We start from the raw sequence: 17,498 nt of genomic DNA, 5'->3' as shown, positions 1-17,498 counted from the left end.
CAGACCCAAATCCCCAATTCAAGAACGGCGCACCCATTTAAGAACGGCGATGGTAGACAGGAGAACCGACAACCAATCCGGCGTTTTCCCCAGCCCAAGATTACCAACCGTAGATGCGCACGTAGCCATCCTCTGCAGGATCCGGATCGTCGCGTTTGGCCCACATCACAAGAACTACCTTGCGCTGGACGGCCTTACCCAGTTTCATGTCCAGTTCCTCAAAACGCTTGAAAACGCCTTCCAACCCATCAGCTTGGACCTTCATGCGCGCCGTGATCTCGATAGGCTGATTGGTGCTTTGCAAAATCCCGCGCGCGGCAGCACCTGTTAGCCACGCGATGTCTGTCCCCTGCTCCCGGAACACGTCGGCCACACGCTCGTTCTCCAGCACGTTCACCAGATTGTTGAGCAGCATGCGCCCCTCTCTCGTCATCTTGCTGCCCGTCAGTTGGAATCGTGAGCCGTTGTAGGCACCTGAGACGGCACGCCGCGCATGACCCAAAGCTCGGGACACAGCCAGCTCCGCCTGATCCACTGCGCCCAGACGGTCCTCATACTCTTGCGGAGTGTGAACACCTTCAACGGGTGGACGCAAACCGGAAACTTCCTCGTACAGATTGGCTGCAAACTCGTGACGCAAGCCGTGGCCGGTGACGCCCAATTGGGACTTGGTCACACCGATCTTTTTCATTACCGTGTAAAACCTGTTTTTTGCTTGCCGCACTGTCTTGCGTTTGGGCATCAGCACGCCGCGAGGGTGCTCTTGGGCAACGATTTTGGCCCGTGCAACAAACTCTCGCTGCTGAGATTCACGTACGGGGTCACTCGAGTACTCTACTGAGCGAGGAAGTCCACCCTTCGCCCCATGGAAAATGAAAAGATGCCGTGGGTCGCTCGATGCGTTCGGCTGCCAGTGAATGGCCTCGTTCAGTCGCATTCCAAACAAGGCCTCAGCTTCGAGGTACATGCCTACGTACATGTCTTCGGCATAGGCGTCTTTCAGGACGGTGTTCGCGTTAACGCCCTTCATGGTCCAGCTTTTGCTCGTGGTAGCGATCTGCGATCGACGCAGCCCACTGTGATCGATGCCTTTCTTCGCGAGGATGCCGTACAACTTAACTGCCTTGGGCAGCATCTCCTCTTTGCCGACCAGCAAGAAGAACTTTCTCATCGCGCTCAACTTGGTCTGGATAGTTGCGGCTACATGCCCCATTTTTTTCCAATGAACAATGAGAGCGATGGAGTGCTTAGCACTCAATTCGCTCAAATTCTGAATCGGCATCCCAATTTCTTTGAGCTGAATCACCGCACGCATAAGGTTGTCGCCGAAGTCGCTCCGCGTCTTGTCACTCACCTGACGCACACGACCTTTAGCCGCCGGCATCGATGACCTCCTCATGAACTGCGTGACTTGGCGCTTTATGTCACCGCGATGCTTGGTCACGATCTCCTTGAGCAGCGCCTCGCTCACCCCTGCCCCGGCTCGCCGACGCTGTGCAACGTGCTTTTCGCTTTTGGCCTGGGCAGAGATGCTGGCATTGGCCTTCTTCGCCTCAACCTTCTCTCTTGTGACACGGGCTTTCCTGCTTTCTCCCTCGTGCGGGCCCTCACTTGCTGGCATATCGTCCGACTGTCCAGTGAAATCCTCGTCCCACATGAAACTCATTCCTTCCATATAAAAAACAGCAACTTTTTCAAGGCCCGGTGTGCTCTAAGCTCAACCAAAAAAATACTTCTTTGAGCCTCACCTATGCACCCTGCAAACCACTCGCGACCCGCTTACGCAGCACGCGCCCTTTCACCTCTCTAAAGCAGCTTTCCGGTGCTCCGGGTGTAACCGCACATTGCAATCTCGTCTTTCGCTGTACACGCCTGTTCAATCCACCCCTGTTTAGGCCCAGAGGCACAGCATTCCCAAGTCAAATCTGAAACGTTCGTTAGCAACATCTCCTACCCAGCAAAACTTTCTTGCATGGATCCCTCTTTCAAGGGCAACTCAACGCCCTGATGAGCGTGGAGAAGGGTTAACCGCACGCCCTTACAAGCGCACAGAGTCGAGAGGGCGACCACCCAGGAAGTAGCTGTTCGCTACCCAATCTCTCTCACTTCACCCCCGGACTTGATCGGAGGCGCCAATAACAATCTATGTCCCGCAAATACCGAATTACGCCTTACTGGCTCCCGACTAAAGAGTCAGGCGGTAGCGCCCGTTTGCAGCCGAACCCCTAGAGGACCGGCAATCAAAATCATGTTGTGGTACGTGAGATAGCGATTCCGCGAAAGCGGCCACACAAACGCCATCGCAGGGGATGAGGCTTGCAGGTAGGCCTGTGCAGGCCGTGGGTTTTGTCGCTAGTGGGCAAGGTCAAAACAATGACTTCACCACTTCCGTTCCTCATCAAAGGCTCGGCTGCTGGCCACATTGGACCGGGGAACGGGCCATTTAGGGCTCGCTGTATTACTACATGCACAAGGCTTGCAGCATGGGGCCTCACGGTGGAGGATGGATGGAGCTAACCAACCTGTTAATGGAGGGGACTTGCCACTCTGAGATGTCACATGGACATGCACAAACGAAAGATAACCGGCCCAGCCGAAGACGGCAACCCGATCGGACCAGTTGGTGTTAGCAACTCGTTCTCACAGGGCACAATCCTGTTCCAAATTTAGTTTCACTGTGTGTTTCACTGCTTGCGATCCCCCGGGAAGCCGCATGTCTCCTGGCTTTATGCATCACTCTGTCTGGGAACGAACCTGTAAAGCGAGAATTTTTAAGGCTGTGAATAAGCGCTGCAGCTAGCCCAAAACCAGAACCCAGTCCTTGGCGGCGACCGGTTTGTGTTTATCGCCGGGCCCGCCCAGTTTCGTCCTCAGGCGACCAGCTTTCTGAGTCGGACTACCGAATCTCCACGGTGGAACAGCACGTTGGGTTGTGCGGCCCTGCTGAGCCGAGAGAATGTTAGGCCGGTCCCGGGCCCTCCACGGGCTGTGGGCTTGACGTTGTGAGGCGTCAACGATGATGTCGGTCATGGATAAGCCTGAGCGAGGCCGTGGCGGGCCTCTAACGGGCCCGAAAAAAATGGCTCTCGAAAAAAGGTGTCAAAACTGGTCCGATTGAATTGCAAGCAAGAGGCAGTCACCGGAAACTACCTCCAGCACATAGTCGTGCAGGCAAACAAACTGGAGAGTTCAGATGCAACGTGACATGAAAATCGTGGAAGTCGATGCCCGAGCGATCGATGTGGGGTACTTCAATGTGAAATACACGACAGGTCGAAAGTCCTTCGAGTCGAAAAGCCTCATCAGTGCTCACATGTTTCCCTCCCTCGCCCCTCGCCAGGCCAGCAATAAACGGACGACGAGTGCGGTCGAAATCGCCAGCGATGGCTGTGTTGTCGAGATCGAAGGCATCTCCTACTTCGTTGGTCGTGACGCAATTTTTCACAGCTCTGGCAAGGATCCGCGCAAGGTGCTTCCTGAGTACAGCATGTCAAAAAAGTACACCGCATTAATGCGAGGTGCACTGTATTACATGGCCAAAGACGCAGGCGCAGCTCAGGAATTGGTTATTGACCACTTGGTACTTGGGCTGCCAATGAACAACTATGGAGAGATGGCGGAGGCGCTTGAGGAGCGCGCCAGGGGGGAGCACCTCGTGAACTCTCCGGGTCGTGAGGGGTCCATGCTTCGCATCACAGTCAACCGTGCATCTGTCATGCCGCAACCCCGGGGCTCGCTCTTCAACTTTGGTGTTGAGAATCCTGGTTTCACGAGCAAACCAGCATGGAGCTTGGTGGTCGACGCAGGCGGTGGCACCCTAGACTGGTTTCTCTCACATGGCAGGACTCCCAACTGGGAGCGTTCGGGTGCCTATCCCAGTTCAATGCTAGCTTGCTCATATGCGGTGGCAGATATGATTGACCCAGACTGGAAAGAACGCTTTGATATCGTTCAGCAGATTGACGAAGCGATCCGAAGACGTGCGGCGACCTTCACCGTTGGAGCACGAGAGTTCGACATGCGCAAGTATCAAAGCGCGGTTGATGAAGTGCTCTACGAATCTGTACAAGCCATGCTGGCCAAAGTCGAGGACACAGACAACCTCTCGACCATCTTGATGACTGGCGGTGGCGCAACTGTCTATCACGATTTCATCGCCAAAAACTACCCGAAGTTGCGGCACAGCATGGTTCTGGAGCCGGATCCAATCTTCTCCAACGTGCGTGGGTTTCAGATCGCTGCAGAGCTCTACCATCCTCAAAAAACGGATCAAATTCGTTAAGAGGACAAGATGAAAAAAACGACTGGACAGGTAATAAAGGTGCAGCTTGACGTGAGTATGGGTGATGTCTGCTCCCATTTTGAGCGAATGCCTGTTCGTGCCAGAGCACGGGAGGCCGCCTACTTCCTTCGAATCGGTTATCTGGTGGGCAATGGCCTGATGACCATTGGCGCGATACCGACTCATGCAAAAACGGTTGAAGCGGTCGGCGGCCGCGGATCCGCAGAATTGGAAAGTGTGCCGGTGGCGCTCCCATCGCAGCGTGATGTCCTTGAGCAAGCTTTCACGACTGCCTTCGGCAACGACATTGAGGCAGCAATGATGGGGCCGCGCAAGAAGAAAACTTCCCACCCACGTTATTTAAACAATGAGTCAATGGATGAGCCTTCACCTTCGTGAAACGGCATTTCTTCACCGTAGCTGAACGCCAACTCCAGTTGGCCGGGCGGGTGCGAGGCCGGCTACACTTCGGTAACCGACTGGGAGCGACCACCAGTTTCGTGTTTTCTAACGTCCGATCAAGAATGTCGCGCACAAACGCCCAAGAATTCTTGAAGGAGTTCAGCCGCGATAACCAGTTATTGGGGCCATGAGCACTCGAACGGCGACAAATCATTCAAAAACGGTCGCTTCATCACTTGGAAGAAGGTGCATTAATGTCTTGGCACCATGTAACCCGAGGAAATCAGACTGACCGCCTACTTTAAAATCGAAAGGATCTGGGTTTGTCGACCGACCTGATACATCAGCAGTTTTTGGGTGGCTGATCTTCTTTAGGCTGCTTCGGCCAGTTCTGGCGCCAGCGGGCAGTTGATAAGGCCCTTGTCAACGCCGCTCATAACTACCGAGTTTTGAAGCAGGTTGGTGTCTATGTTCACCACACTGCCCCCGCGTGTGCGCAGGCTTGCAAGGTGTTCAAGGCGCCCTGCGACGCGCCTTTAGCTGGGCATCAAACGCTTCCCAGCGGATAGAGTCAAGCTTCTCCCGGGCGTCGCGATTGAAGGAAAAGTCCACCAGTTCGTTTTTGACCACCCGCAATTCGTTGGTCGGCCAAGCTCATCGCAATGCCGTGATCGCTTGCGACCAACCCTGCCAAAGTGACATTAAAACGAGGTGCGATGCGTCGGGTCTGACCCTGTGGATCAAGACGACAAAACTCGTGACGCGCGCGCATTTCGCCCATGACTTGAGTTCATACAATCGGGTCGCGCGCTTTGCGCTTCACATCACTCGAAAGAACCACTCTCCATGGCAACTGCAAAAACCCCCGCTACCCCAAAAAAGGCATCTGCCACATCGAAGAAGCCTGTAGGGACTTCCCAGAAGACCGCTTCTGCGAAGAAGCCAGCCACAGCTATTGCACCACTGAAGCCGATCAAAACAGTCTTCAACAAGACCACGCTGCAAGCTCACCTCGCAGACTTGGCCGGCGTCGAGCCCAAGTCAGTCAAAGCCGTGATGTCAGCGCTGGAAGCCACAATGGTCGCCTCTCTAAACAAGAAAGGCTTGGGCGAATTCACTCTGCCAGGTCTGCTCAAGATCACTACTCAAGCCATCCCAGCGAAGAAAAAGCGTCGCGGTATCGATCCATTCACCAAGGTCGAGCGAGAGTTCGCGGCCAAGCCCGCGTCTGTGCGAGTGAAGGTCCGTTCACTCAAGAAAATCAAGGATGCCGCACTTTGATTGCCTCGGGCGCGGGGCTTTTAGTCTGGCGACCGATCGATCTAAAAGACCAGAACTGAAATGAGAGTGGCGATGTCCGAGCAACGCATCGCCACTTTCACCCGACTCTTTACACAGGGTCCTTAGGTTCGTTCCTTTGTTCGCGAATGATCTGCAGAGCGATCTCGACAGAAAGCGTCTCTGCGGCTTTCTGCCATGACCAGGTCGAGGGCATCGATCCCATGTCAATTTCAGCCAATGCGAGCGTCAGCCGTTCTTCCAATGTCTCTCGGATGGCGGTCATACGTTCCAGATCAATCGTCAAGCCCTTGGCTATGCGGTGAGCAGCCACAAGGTCAAGCGCAAGCCGCATCGAGCGGCGCAACTCAAGTGGATCGAACTCGTTTTGGTGCATACAGTCGCAAGCTACTCGCCTCAGTGGTCTTAGGCATTCAGGTGAAACCCGACCTACCGTGTTGAACCTCTGAAATCCACTGCTGGACTGGAATTTCGGTCTAGTGATTCTGCGCGGGGATTTGCCCTATCGGGATCGCGCAGCGATACGACCAAACATCCTGACCAGCCAACTCTTCTCCACCTCCGACGGCGGGAGCGCGGGGGCACCGAGTTCAATCAACTTGGCCTCCAGACTTACCAGCCCAACATGCCGCGCTGCTTGTATAGGCGTCATGGCATCGAACTCAGAATGCAAACAGGGGTTGGCGCCAGCGTCGAGCAAGTAGACGGCAACTTCTTCCTGCCTGGCGAGGATGGTGTCCACCAGCGGGGTCGACAGAAACTCAGGGTGGGCGTAGTCGATGTCGACACCCAGCTTCACGTAGTACTCGACCAGCGGGAGATCACCGCTTTCGGCAGCGGCATACATTTCTTTCCAGTTACCTCCAGACATGCAGCCTCCCTGATTGAAACAGGTAAAGGCATTGACCAGCATCGGTGACTGCCGAATGCCCAGCGATGATCTTTCCGGACCACACCGTTGAAGCCATGAACCATGGAAAAGCGGCATTACTTCATGGCTGCGCGATCTAAGGAAAATCATCGTAGCCCAACCCAGACGACGACACACCACAATTAGGTGCTCAAAAATGCAGGCTCGTGAAGAGATTTCAAAAAACATGTGTGTTGACAGCATTCGTTGTTCGCAACCTCACTTGCATGAAGTGATTGCGCAATGACCTCAAAAGAACCATTTGCAAACCACGTTCTAAATATGAGGAACGCTGCGACTCCTCGGGGGGAAGCACACGGGACTCTGAAATGCGCTAACGGGAATGATGATCCGATTGCAGCCTTCGATCCGGTGGAAGAAAAACAAGCTGTGTCCAATCGGCCCCCAGCAATGCAGCTCGGGCCTTCTTCGTGGGATGGTGGTCAGGATGGGGGCGTGCGGAGTAGCTGGTTCCAAGAGTTTGAGCATGCGCTGCGCGTTTGGAATGAGTCATTTCATCCGGCCCGCGGGTGAGCCGATGTCTTGCCTTACACGTCGGGCCTTGCACTAGGCAAGTGGCTCACGGACAAGGAATTCATCAAAGAGGCCGGGCTTGTGCGGCATCGTCTTGGGATGGCCAAAAAAGATGCCGACCTGCAGCACCCGCTGCACATTGGAATGATCCAATCGACCAACGCGCTGATCGAGGAAATCCAGGCCATCGCCAAAGGGACGATGAAACCTTCCGAGCGGGTCCTGAGCAACACCAAAGATACCGTGCCCCTGGTCACCCACCTCTACGCCGCGTCCAAACAGGCGGCGAAGGACGTGAGTGGAGGAAAGCAAAAGCTCCTCACCAACGGGCGTCCGTTTCCCGCACCCATCTCTAGTATTGGCACGGCAGTATCAGGGGTGGTCATCCCCATTGATGCCAAGGCTCCGCCCGGATACAGAGACGACAAGGAAAACTGAGTGGCGCTACTTTGAGCTCCATCTGCCAGCGAAGAAGCTAGGCACCGCGGCGATCGTGGCAGCAACGACCGTCCAGGCCGCGGACCGAGCGCCATCGGTGTCAGCGGTGATGCCGGCATACGCTGCCGCGCTTCCCAAGCCGCCAACAAGCAGTACAAGGATCCACCCCAATGCAATGGCATTGAGATGGTCTCGATGATCTTTTGCCAGGCGGTGACTTCGCTCTTCGGGAGTCTCGTCCGACTGCCAGGTGACGGTCGTTTTTCCTGGAATGGAATTGAGATCGAGGGTGTTAGGGGTTTGAGTGTTGAGGGTCTGCTGGGTCATTCATAGTCCAATTACCTCGGTGTCGAGGCGGTCCGCCTGCTTCGCGAACCCGAACTTCATACCCTCGCGCTTCTTCTCGACCGCCACCATATACAGGGTGAGGGCCTTTCGAACGATCTCGGAAGCGGTTGTGCCGCTGTCCAGAGCTATCTGGGTAAGGTTCCGGTCCATCTCTTCAGGAATGATGAGTTGCTTACGTACTTGCTTCATGGAGTGCCTTCCAGATTAATTTCCACGGCCTGTTTACCGCGCCACGCTGAGCCGAACGTGGTCCTTTAAATGACTCTGGTACACATTATATGTGTATGCGTGCCGCATTTCAACAGTGATACTATGAGCGCTGGTGCAGCGCAAGATCAGGCCTTGATCACCAGGCCGGGCTTGAAGAATGGGCTCTCGCTTCCACTTTCATCCGATGGAGAGCAGCGGCAATGCGCTCCGCATTTCCAGGCGACGCGATCCCGCGATGCTAGTCCGTCACGATCACGCGGTCGCTGGGGTGGTCTGGCCAACCCTCATCAGTGTCATCCAGTGCCAGCCAACCAATAGGACGCCGGCGAGCAACATCCTCGATCATTTGCTTCCCCCTGGGCTTCATGAGAAGGAGCTGCTCGTTCATTTGATTGTGAAAAGTGGCGCCGATCACGCGGCGCCCAAGGCCTTCAGGTAGGCGCTGCGCAGCTCCATAGCAGCCATACGTGCGAACCCAGGAGGTGCTCGGAACGATGCTCATCTGCGGGTAAGGAGCCATCAGCTCGTCGAGGAGGGCTGCGTGCTCGAACAGCACGAACCCTGGCGGTCCGGCATAAACCACACGCCGCGGGTGCCAGAGGACGTTCTCATGGTGGAGCACCCCGTCGTAGTCCAGGTAGAGCACGGTGGTCCCTTGACGCGAGGCAGCTTGACTCTTTGGGAGTGCTGAGGGTCGATGGTGTCGATCATGGTGAGCAGAATAGCCCTAAAGGTACAGAGCTGGCCCCATGCGAACGCGCGCTCCTGTGCAGCCTTTCGGGGTGAACTTGCGGGCCCTCGGGCAACCAAGTCATTCCTCTTGTTCCTCCAATCCCCGCTTCCAGACGGGAGGCATAGCGGACGCTATAGCAATTTGCTAATATCTGTGGATGACATGGTTCAAACGTGGTTGATCCGTGGTCGGACGCAATCTCTAGAGGACTCCATTCATGATGCAAGCATCCTTCCAGGCTGCAGCGAAAGAGGCTGGCGGCCTTGGTCTCTTTGGCACGGTGCCGGAGGATTTCCTCCATCTGGGTGTCGGGAAGTCCCTCGATGCGAAGCGCGTCACCTCTCTTCTTGCCCTCAAGAAGGATGACGTCTCCAAGATCTCTACCGTAGCTCCCGCATCGGTTCGTTACGACGAATCGATGCCGCTTGCTGTGCGTGAGCGGATTGAGGAGATTGCCAACATCATGAACATGGTCGCTCAGACCTTCGAGGGGAGCGAAGACAAAACCGTCGCCTGGTTCAAGGCTCGCAATCCCATGCTTGGGGACATCTCTCCTCGCGACATGATTCGACTCGGACGATACGAACGGCTTCGGCGGTTCGTTTTCAATGCAATCATGGCAAGGCGTGGGGCATCCGCACAGCTTGACTTGGCAAGCGCCTGAGTGCACCGTCCAAAACAGCTACCTCCGTGGAAGGGGCCGCCAGCTTCGACTGAGCCGCAAGGCCTATATGAGCTTGATCGCTTCAGTGAGGCTAATCTTTGCAATTGGGCGACCCTCTCCAGCGATCTGGATGAGTTGCACGACGTCCTCTACTTTGGCTTGGAGCCTGAGCGCAGACGTCTTCACAAAGAGATCATCGATGCGCTGACATGTACTGAGCCGGCGACGCTTGTGATGGAGAGGTGGGTCCGCATCGTGACCTATCAATACGGCAACGCCCCACTTTCCGCAGCAGGCAGCTTGCACGGCTACGGAGGACGCTTCAACCTCGGTCTGGATGTGGATGCCTCGTCGCTCAACCCATGGCCAGCGCTGTACATCGCGCAGGACTACGAGACTGCATTCCGAGAAAAATTCGTGTTGCCCAGCGATGAACTGACGCAAGGCCTTACACCGCAAGAACTGGCGCTTGAGCACGGAGTCAGTCACTCCACGGTTTTTGTACACGGTACATTCACCCGGCTTTTTGACGTTCGAGAGATGATCTCGCTCACCGCGCTCGCAAGAGTTCTGGGAAGAATCAAATTGCCGGCCAGAGCGGAGAAGCTGAAGAAGAAGTTGCAGATCCCCGCGAACAGCCTGTTCATGATCAACACGCCACTTCGCATCCACGAATCGGTAGCGAAGCACAATTGGCGTCTCTGGCCAGCTCAGTTCGGATTGCCGGCTCCAAGCCACATCTTGTCGAACCTCGTGCGCCAAGCTGGATTTGAAGGCATCATTTATCGAAGCAGCAAGGCGCCTGGCGACTGTGTGGCCATCTTCCCAGATCAGCTTGCCAGCGCTTCGTTTGTTGAGCTCTCAGATCCTGCTCCCGACGGGGTAAAGCATGTTCGCCTTGACGAGTCATCGGCTTCTGAGCTCGAGGGCTGGGAATCTGTTGTTCCGAGCATGAGGCCTTGAATAAGCTGAATTCAATCAAGTTCTACAGAAACCAAAATGAACCAGCCTGAACCCATGAAGGCCCCTTCAGTCGATCACGACGCGTTCATGACCAAGCGCCTGGCAGACCAGGAGTAATGGCTGCAGTGCGCGAACACAGCACAGGCGCAGGCAGCCCATGCGTTCGCCAGGTTGCTCAAGATCGCCGAGGAATGCGATACCGGCCAGGCGAAAAAGATCGCGCTCTTCCTGGCTGGCACTTTCAACGGCCGCGCTTACCCTTTCGACCTCTGCGAATTGCGCAGCGTGGATGTGGCCATCGGCGACGACATGCTTGTGTGTCTGGACGCCCTGCGCTGGGCGCGAGCCGATCTGTTCAAGCTGGTGCCCGAGGGTGAGTCGCGGGTTGAGGCGATGATCAAGTTGTGGGGCATCAAGCTCGTGACGAGTTAGCCTGGGCCAGCTGGTTCAGGCGCTCAACCATCATGCGGTTGAGATAGAGCAGGTCCTCCTCACCCATGGGGCGCAGGGCCTGCGTGAACAACTCGCGATCCAGAATGGTCTGCTTGGAACTCATCATCGGTGCAAATCTCGACCGCCTGACGGTGGCGGTGCACCGCAAGTCTATGGGAGCCAGCGCACTCCCCAGGTTGGAGTGATGACCATCAACAACCGTCATGTGCAAGATGGGTTGGCCATCCGCTTACCTCCGAAACTCAAAAAGATGTTTCAGGTAGCTTGCCCGGCAACAAAAAGGGGCGGCAAAACACCCGCGCTGCTGCTCGAGTCCAACGCCATTCGGTACCCCATCGCGCGGTAACCGCGCTGGCGCTTCTCCCACATCCGCACCAACGCCGGGTGGCCCGTATCGACGAAGTCGATGATCCGCACGTCGACCTTGCTGGCGTGCTCACGATGCAGGCGGCCAGCGTACTGTTGCAGCGTGCCCTTCCAGGACACCGGCATGGCAAGCACCAAGGTGTCCAGCGGTGGGTGATCGAAACCCTCACCCACCAGTTTTCCTGTGGCCAAGAGGATACGAGGGGCCTCGGGCGGCAGTGACTCAAGCTCTTCGATCAAGGCGGCCCGCTGCTTCTTGGACATCCGTCCGTGCAATACAAATGGCTTTGCCATTCTGGTGCCAAGGCACACGAGAAGGGCGTCGAGGTGCTCTGTGCGTTCGGTGAGAACCAGTACCTTGCGGCCTTGTTCAAAGGCCGCTGCGATCTCAGCAGCAATGGCTTCGGTGCGAGCGAGGTCCGAGGCAATGTGCCGAAACACGTCTTGAATTCCAGCTGTGCCCGGTAGGTCGATGCGGGCGAACCGAGATCGCGGCACCACCTCCAGGTCGTGCGGTGCACTGGCCGGTCTGGTGGCCGTGTGTCGAATGGGACCACATTGCATGAAGATGATGGGCTGCTGGCCATCACGGCGCACCGGCGTTGCCGTGAGTCCGAGAACGTATTTGGCCTTGGTCCGCTTGAGAATCGCATCGAAAGAGGTAGCACCCACATGGTGGCACTCGTCCACAACGACTTGCCCGTAGTTCTCGACCAGCGCATTCACCTCACCCTGGCGTGATAGCGACTGCATCACGGCAATGTCGATCTGGCCGGTGGGTTTGGCCTTGCCGCCGCCGATGGTGCCGACAACCCCATTGCGGCCACGGTTGTCCAGGCCGAGGAAAGTCTGCAGACGCTCCTGCCATTGTTTGAGCAGCTCGGTGCGGTGAACGAGCACCAAGGTGTTGACACCACGCCGGGTGATGATGGCAGCCGCCGTCACTGTCTTCCCGAACGCTGTGGGTGCGCACAGCACCCCGGTGTCGTGCTGCAGCATGGCAACGACGGCCTGCTCTTGATCTGGCCGAAGCGTACCGACGAAGTCCGCGTCTATGGCCTCACCGCAAAACCTTTCGTCTCGCAGGTCGCAGCGAATGCCGTTGTCCTTCAACAGGGTTTGAGCGGCCTCAAGGCATCCGCGCGGCAGAGCGATGTGTTGTGGATAGTTCTCGGCATTTCCGATGACTCGCGGCTTGTCCCATACCGACATGCGCATCGCCTGAGCCTTGTAGAACTCAGGGTTCTGGAATGCGGCGAGGCGGATCAGCCGATTGGCCAGCGCCTGGGGCAACGCTGGCTTCTCAAAATAAACCAGATTGGCCAACGTCACCGTCAGGGCATCGGGCATCGCGCCCATCAACCGATTGGCCTTGATGACCTCGCGCTTCCAAGGCGTCGCCAAGTCCTCATCATCAATGAAGGTGACATCCAGGGGATGTAACCCCCCGGTGGCGCGCAGGATGGTGGGCTCGATGTCGTGCGGCGCCATCGGTTGAACGGATGCGAGAAACGCCCACTGGTCGCGGTACGGTCGCAACTCCGAGTCCACAAACACACTGCATCCGTTCTCGCGCGGGTGCTTCTGCAAGGGCAAGGCGATCAGGTTGCCAAAGCCGCCTTTGGGCATGGTGTCCTGGTTGGGAAACAAGCGGTCGTAGGACGCCAGCTTCAACTGCCGGGTGCGCGCACAAGTGTGGCTGATGATGGCGGTGCCCATGCGTCGCGCATCGCGAGCCGGTACACGTCCAGCGAAGAACACCCAGGCATGTGCGCCCTGCCCCGAGCGCGAAATCTCCAGCGCCATTGGGACGCCCAACTCGTTGCATGACTGCATGAATGCGAGGGCGTCCTGTCGCCATTCGGCTTCGTCGAAGTCGACCGCAAGGAAGTGACAAGCGTCGTCTTCCAGAAGTGGGTAGACGCCCACCGTTTGTTTGCCTGCCAGATGGTCATAGATCACCGCATCTGACAGGGGAAGCAGGAGCCGTTGATTGCAGTCACCGCACTTGATGCGAGGCTTCTCGCAGACGCCGGCGCGCCATTCGTTCCCACAAGCCGGGGCATAGCCCGACTTGCCCGAGGTTTTGCTTTCCCAGCGAACTGGGTACACGTCGGTGCGTCCCCGGAAAAGCCGCTGGAACAGGGCCACTTTTTCAGCAGTGGTGAGACTGGAACGCGCCGGTTGCGGTTCGGCCTCGGCTGCTGACACGGACCGATCATCTGTCGAAGGCCGCGGATGCCATTCGATACCGTGCGCTTCCAGCAACGCCACCAGCCGCGCGTTCTCGGCCTGCAGCCCCGCGATTTTTTCGGTTTCAGACATCGTCCACGTGCGCAGCCCACAAGTCATGCATTTCGTCGCTCACTCCGTAGCCAAGGTCGTGACATCGCTGCCGGACCGCATCAAGGCGCAGCCAGTACGCGGGCCGCTGTGCATCAGGCAAAGTGCCGATGGCTCGTAACGCCTGCTCAAACATTCGTACCATTGCATTAAAGAAGCCTTCGTCTTGCAGACCGACCTCGCAAGCGAAACCCGAGGCCTCTTCACAATAGAACACCTTGAGTTCTGCGAGCCCGATAGGCTGGCCACCGGCCTTTTTGTAGTCAGCGATCGCCTTCTTGGCTTTGGCTACTGAGGTGTCCTGATTCTTGAACACATCAGGCCACAGCCAGCGGGTGATGGCGGCCTTGTAGGGCTTGAGGGCATCGTCGCCCAAATGCATTCGGGCGTGCAGAAATGCCTGGTTGTCCTTGCTGGCCGTGTAGAGGTCTTGAACCAGGGCAAGCAGGTCGGTTCGGTCCAGGCCGGCAAGACTGGACTTGATATCACTCCATGTGGGACTTGTTTTCTTCGTGGCCATTAGGGCGTGCTTGGTCTGGCGGCTTCGCTGGCAATGACATGCGATGAGGCGAGCAACTGCTCAACCAACCGTTGCGCGCCGAGAAAAGGCCTTGATATCAATTCTGGCGTCACATCGTAGAGCACTGTTGAACGTGCATCCCACGGCAGAATGGGCGAATGAAAGTTTTTATCAGCTCATTGATCGGCGGCTACGAAGCGCTACGGCAAGCCGCGCGCGACGCAATCACCTCCCTTGGCCACGAGCCAGTGATGGCGGAGGACTTCCGCGCGCAAGCTACCTCGCCTCAGGTCGCCTGCCTTCAGGCGCTGAGATCGGCGGACCTTGTCGCCCTGGTCTTGGTCGACCGATACGGGCAGGCGCAGCCCGGCTCAGGCATCTCACCCACCCACGAGGAATACTTGGAGGCGCGAGGCAACAAGCCCATCCTGCTGTTCGTACTGGAAGGCGTGACCCCAGAGCCCAAGCAGCAGGAACTGCTCAGGGAGGCACAAGGCTGGCAGGGCGGCTTGTTCCGCGAGGGGTTCAAGACGCCTGAGCAGCTGAGGACCCTGATTACGCGCTCCATTCACACCTACGAACTGGCGCATGCATCAGGGCCGATTGATGGCTCCGCGCTTGCTCGGGACGCAGAGGCTCTGCTATCACGTCACGAGAGGGATCGCGGACAGGGGGGAACGGCGCTGCGATTCGCATTGACATGCGGACCAGTGCGCCAGATCCTTCGGCCAGCGGAACTGGAGGCTGAAAGTCTGGCCGACGCCATCCAGCAGCAGGCAATGTTCGGCTCCCCGAGAATTTTCGGGAAAGAAGAAAGGGTGGAGACCTCAATCGAGGAGGACGCATTGGTCCTGTCGCAAGAGGGCGGGGCGTTGGCGAGGATCGACGAGAAGGGGCGGATCGAGTTGCGGCTCTTGCTCGAGCGCGGTAGCCGACGGGATCAAGGCTTTGGCTCAATGCTAGGGGTGATTGAGGAGACGGTTCTTCGCGAACTTGCCAACGCGATCTCCTTCTCCGCCTGGCTCTTGGACCACGTGGATCCGACACAGCGCGCCATGCACGTCGGCATCGCGGCGATGCTAGACGCCTCGGATCATCTGGGATGGCGCACACAAGCCGAGCAAGACGCTAGCCCGAATTCGGGAACCATGAGAATGTTCTCAGGGCCGGACAAGCCTGTCTCGCGAGACCGCCCGCGAGCGTCGCTGAAATTCGATGCCGCACGCTTGGCAGAAGACCTCATGGTGCCAATGCGCAGGCAGCGGAAAAAGTAAGCGACCGCGGTTGGACGTTCGCTGATGACCGTCATCTAAGCCATCTACCCCCCAACATCGATCAACACTCATCCAATGGCACCCCCGAACGCCATAGCGCGACTTGCAACACCTGCAGCAGGCGATTGGTTCCTGGCTTGACGAGTCGCTTAGAGCTTCGCTTGCTCAGTCGGGTGATGCCGGAACTGAACAGCGCAAGGCAGGTGTGCTGGGGATGTTGCGCAGAGGCGTACACCACCCCATCGAGTTCCATGGCTCTGCATTCTGCAGCCAGCTCCTGTGTTTGAGACACACGAAGCGACTGCAGCACAGGGTATGGCTCGGCCAAGCCACGCGCGTCGGCCAAACGCAGTGGTCCTGACGTGACGAACTCCACCAGGCATCTGCGGCGCAGTTCCGAGAGGGTTCTGCTCACTGTTTCGCGCCTGAGCAGAGATTCGTACAGTGCCGTCTCCGGACTATTGGCCAGATAGGCCACCGGCTCGCTGGACAAACAAAAGCGCCCTTGCATCAAGCCAAGCGGGGGCAGGGACAAGCCATTCATTCGAATGCTGTGGGCGCGGGGCCGAATCAGCTGGACGCGATGAAAAACGCAGGGTGCAGGCAGTTCAATAACAGGCGGCTTGAGATCTTTGAATTTCATGGGCAGTCAGGCTCAATGCCCTTCTGCTGTTGCCAGTTCAACAATGCGCCTGCCAGACACGCCCTGCTCCAGGGCAATGCGTGGCGCCAGTCCGTCAAGTGCCTCATGCGGTGTTTCCAAGAACGACAGCAGTGGCCACCCATCGGTGGTGCCCAGGACTTCAGACAGTGCCTGAATCACGGGGAACACGTAGGGCTCAAACTGCCATTTCGGCATCTTGAAGCCTCGACGCAAATGCGTCACGCCAATGCAACGGCCGCTCTTGATCCAAGCGTTGATCGTGACGCGGGTCGTCCCGCTCAGTTCAGCAGCTTCATCGGTCGAGACCATGTCCGAGGCATTGATGCGTTGGCGCCTGTACTCGGCACCACGGCGCAGCAATACAGCGGTCTGCGCCTCACTGGCGTAGGGGTCTGCCGTACTCGCGCGACGTGGGTTGAGAGAGTCAAAAGCAACAGAAAAAGGGGAAGTTAAGGTGTTCATGGCGATTGAGTCTTGAGCACCGGTTCAAGGTGCGTTGCGCATGTCGGGTTTGCTGCTGCCGAAGAAACTTCGCTCCTTGCAGTGGCCTTGCAGCGAAGTCACCAAGAGAGGTCGTTCAAGCCCAATGGCTTGATTGACTGCATGTGCGCCGACCTTGGATGGTTTGATTGCGCGCCATAGACCGTGGAGCCATCCACTGCAGGCGCGCTGAGCGAAAGCCACAACGCCGTGCACCGCCAGGAACGCCGTCATCATGGCGTGGGCGAATCTGTTGGGCTCAAACGGCGTCAGGCCGCCACTGCGGCGAATGATCTGATATTGGGCAAAAACCCCTGCGATGCGAGGCAGGCCAGAGACCCTGGTCTCATCCCAAGTCAACATAAGTTTTCTCCGGTTCACGAACTGCTCTATTGCAGCGCATGGGCACAATTTTCGTTCAGTCGGGATTCTTCGTCAAGTTCGTTAAGTTGGCAAATTTGATCGCCTTGCCGCACACACCAATCGATGTGAACAGGGCTCAAGCCTTCACGTTCTCACGCCAAAAATCGTAGCGCCCGGGGCGTGATATGCCCGCGAGCTCGAACCATGGATCGCCTCCCAGCCTCGACGCTGTCGCACGACTTGGAGACATGC

20 protein-coding genes are annotated in these 17,498 nt (G+C 57.2%); 8 read left to right on the top strand and 12 right to left on the bottom strand.

The window, feature by feature from the left end:
* Positions 1 to 100: 100 nt before the first annotated feature.
* A complete protein-coding gene (locus IV113_RS11220; protein WP_291084587.1) occupies positions 101 to 1,666 on the bottom strand; it encodes an integrase domain-containing protein in 1,566 nt (521 codons plus the stop codon).
* A 1,527-nt stretch (positions 1,667 to 3,193) separates the two neighbouring features.
* Here IV113_RS11220 and IV113_RS11215 point away from each other — a divergent pair.
* The 3 genes from IV113_RS11215 (at position 3,194) to IV113_RS11205 (ending at position 5,965) form a co-directional block, all read left to right on the top strand.
* Positions 3,194 to 4,282 carry a hypothetical protein gene (locus IV113_RS11215; RefSeq protein ID WP_291084584.1) on the top strand — a complete coding sequence of 363 codons (1,089 nt, stop codon included), beginning with the start codon at positions 3,194 to 3,196 and terminating at the stop codon, positions 4,280 to 4,282.
* Between the two features lie 9 nt (positions 4,283 to 4,291).
* Complete coding sequence (locus IV113_RS11210; protein WP_291084581.1) at positions 4,292 to 4,681, top strand: hypothetical protein; 390 nt, start codon at positions 4,292 to 4,294, stop codon at positions 4,679 to 4,681.
* Positions 4,682 to 5,530: 849 nt separating this feature from the next.
* The gene (locus IV113_RS11205; protein ID WP_291084578.1) at positions 5,531 to 5,965 is read left to right on the top strand and encodes an HU family DNA-binding protein; all 435 of its coding nucleotides are present in this window, start codon (positions 5,531 to 5,533) and stop codon (positions 5,963 to 5,965) included.
* Between the two features lie 109 nt (positions 5,966 to 6,074).
* On the opposite strand, the gene IV113_RS11200 is transcribed toward IV113_RS11205, so the two are convergent.
* Both IV113_RS11200 and IV113_RS11195 read right to left on the bottom strand, forming a co-directional pair.
* Entirely contained in the window at positions 6,075 to 6,359 is a 285-nt protein-coding gene (locus tag IV113_RS11200; RefSeq protein ID WP_291084575.1) for a hypothetical protein, read from the bottom strand.
* Positions 6,360 to 6,485: 126 nt separating this feature from the next.
* Complete coding sequence (locus IV113_RS11195; protein ID WP_291084572.1) at positions 6,486 to 7,082, bottom strand: hypothetical protein; 597 nt, start codon at positions 7,080 to 7,082, stop codon at positions 6,486 to 6,488.
* Between the two features lie 354 nt (positions 7,083 to 7,436).
* Between IV113_RS11195 and IV113_RS11190 the strand changes: the two genes are divergently transcribed.
* Positions 7,437 to 7,865 (top strand): hypothetical protein, encoded by a 429-nt coding sequence (locus IV113_RS11190; protein ID WP_291084569.1) that lies wholly within the window; start codon positions 7,437 to 7,439, stop codon positions 7,863 to 7,865.
* A gap of 6 nt (positions 7,866 to 7,871) precedes the next feature.
* Here the strand turns inward: IV113_RS11190 and IV113_RS11185 are convergent, their stop codons facing one another.
* From IV113_RS11185 to IV113_RS11175, 3 genes are all read right to left on the bottom strand, one after another.
* Positions 7,872 to 8,192: a hypothetical protein gene (locus IV113_RS11185; RefSeq protein ID WP_291084566.1), complete on the bottom strand. Its 321-nt coding sequence runs from the start codon at positions 8,190 to 8,192 to the stop codon at positions 7,872 to 7,874.
* Positions 8,193 to 8,402 carry a hypothetical protein gene (locus tag IV113_RS11180; protein WP_291084563.1) on the bottom strand — a complete coding sequence of 70 codons (210 nt, stop codon included), beginning with the start codon at positions 8,400 to 8,402 and terminating at the stop codon, positions 8,193 to 8,195.
* Positions 8,403 to 8,661: 259 nt separating this feature from the next.
* Complete coding sequence (locus IV113_RS11175; RefSeq protein ID WP_291084560.1) at positions 8,662 to 9,069, bottom strand: HAD domain-containing protein; 408 nt, start codon at positions 9,067 to 9,069, stop codon at positions 8,662 to 8,664.
* A gap of 304 nt (positions 9,070 to 9,373) precedes the next feature.
* Here IV113_RS11175 and IV113_RS11170 point away from each other — a divergent pair, with 304 nt between their 5' ends.
* The 3 genes from IV113_RS11170 to IV113_RS11160 all read left to right on the top strand — a co-directional run bounded on the left by IV113_RS11170 (position 9,374) and on the right by IV113_RS11160 (position 11,215).
* Positions 9,374 to 9,820, top strand: coding sequence for a hypothetical protein (locus IV113_RS11170; RefSeq protein WP_291084557.1), 447 nt, complete (start codon positions 9,374 to 9,376; stop codon positions 9,818 to 9,820).
* Positions 9,821 to 9,955: 135 nt separating this feature from the next.
* Positions 9,956 to 10,783, top strand: a complete 828-nt coding sequence (locus tag IV113_RS11165) for an RES family NAD+ phosphorylase (protein ID WP_291084554.1) — start codon at positions 9,956 to 9,958, stop codon at positions 10,781 to 10,783.
* Between the two features lie 171 nt (positions 10,784 to 10,954).
* Positions 10,955 to 11,215, top strand: coding sequence for a hypothetical protein (locus IV113_RS11160; protein ID WP_291084550.1), 261 nt, complete (start codon positions 10,955 to 10,957; stop codon positions 11,213 to 11,215).
* Here IV113_RS11160 and IV113_RS11155 read toward each other — a convergent pair.
* The 3 genes from IV113_RS11155 to IV113_RS11145 form a co-directional block, all read right to left on the bottom strand.
* Positions 11,196 to 11,342, bottom strand: coding sequence for a hypothetical protein (locus tag IV113_RS11155; RefSeq protein ID WP_291084548.1), 147 nt, complete (start codon positions 11,340 to 11,342; stop codon positions 11,196 to 11,198). The two genes, IV113_RS11160 and IV113_RS11155, sit on opposite strands and share 20 nt — an antisense overlap.
* A gap of 149 nt (positions 11,343 to 11,491) precedes the next feature.
* A complete protein-coding gene (locus IV113_RS11150) occupies positions 11,492 to 13,927 on the bottom strand; it encodes a DEAD/DEAH box helicase family protein (RefSeq protein WP_291084545.1) in 2,436 nt (811 codons plus the stop codon).
* Entirely contained in the window at positions 13,920 to 14,465 is a 546-nt protein-coding gene (locus IV113_RS11145; RefSeq protein WP_291084542.1) for a hypothetical protein, read from the bottom strand. Before IV113_RS11145 ends, IV113_RS11150 begins: the two co-directional genes overlap by 8 nt.
* Before the next feature lie 158 nt (positions 14,466 to 14,623).
* On the opposite strand from IV113_RS11145, the gene IV113_RS11140 reads away from it, so the two are divergent.
* A complete protein-coding gene (locus IV113_RS11140; protein ID WP_291084539.1) occupies positions 14,624 to 15,739 on the top strand; it encodes a DUF4062 domain-containing protein in 1,116 nt (371 codons plus the stop codon).
* A 61-nt stretch (positions 15,740 to 15,800) separates the two neighbouring features.
* Here IV113_RS11140 and IV113_RS11135 read toward each other — a convergent pair whose 3' ends face one another.
* Genes IV113_RS11135 through IV113_RS11125 form a run of 3 tightly spaced genes read right to left on the bottom strand, consistent with a single transcriptional unit; the run spans position 15,801 to position 17,246 of the window.
* On the bottom strand, positions 15,801 to 16,382 hold the full coding sequence (locus IV113_RS11135) for an RES family NAD+ phosphorylase (protein WP_291084536.1): 582 nt from the start codon (positions 16,380 to 16,382) through the stop codon (positions 15,801 to 15,803).
* 12 nt (positions 16,383 to 16,394) lie between these two features.
* Positions 16,395 to 16,865 (bottom strand): hypothetical protein, encoded by a 471-nt coding sequence (locus IV113_RS11130; protein ID WP_291084534.1) that lies wholly within the window; start codon positions 16,863 to 16,865, stop codon positions 16,395 to 16,397.
* A gap of 24 nt (positions 16,866 to 16,889) precedes the next feature.
* Complete coding sequence (locus tag IV113_RS11125) at positions 16,890 to 17,246, bottom strand: hypothetical protein (protein ID WP_291084727.1); 357 nt, start codon at positions 17,244 to 17,246, stop codon at positions 16,890 to 16,892.
* Positions 17,247 to 17,498 lie beyond the last annotated feature (252 nt).

The organism is Hydrogenophaga sp. (assembly GCF_018780385.1).
In the GTDB taxonomy this organism is placed as follows: Bacteria; Pseudomonadota; Gammaproteobacteria; order Burkholderiales; family Burkholderiaceae_C; genus Hydrogenophaga.
Note: the sequence above shows the minus strand (reverse complement) of the source record. Positions and strands in the feature narration are given on the sequence as shown.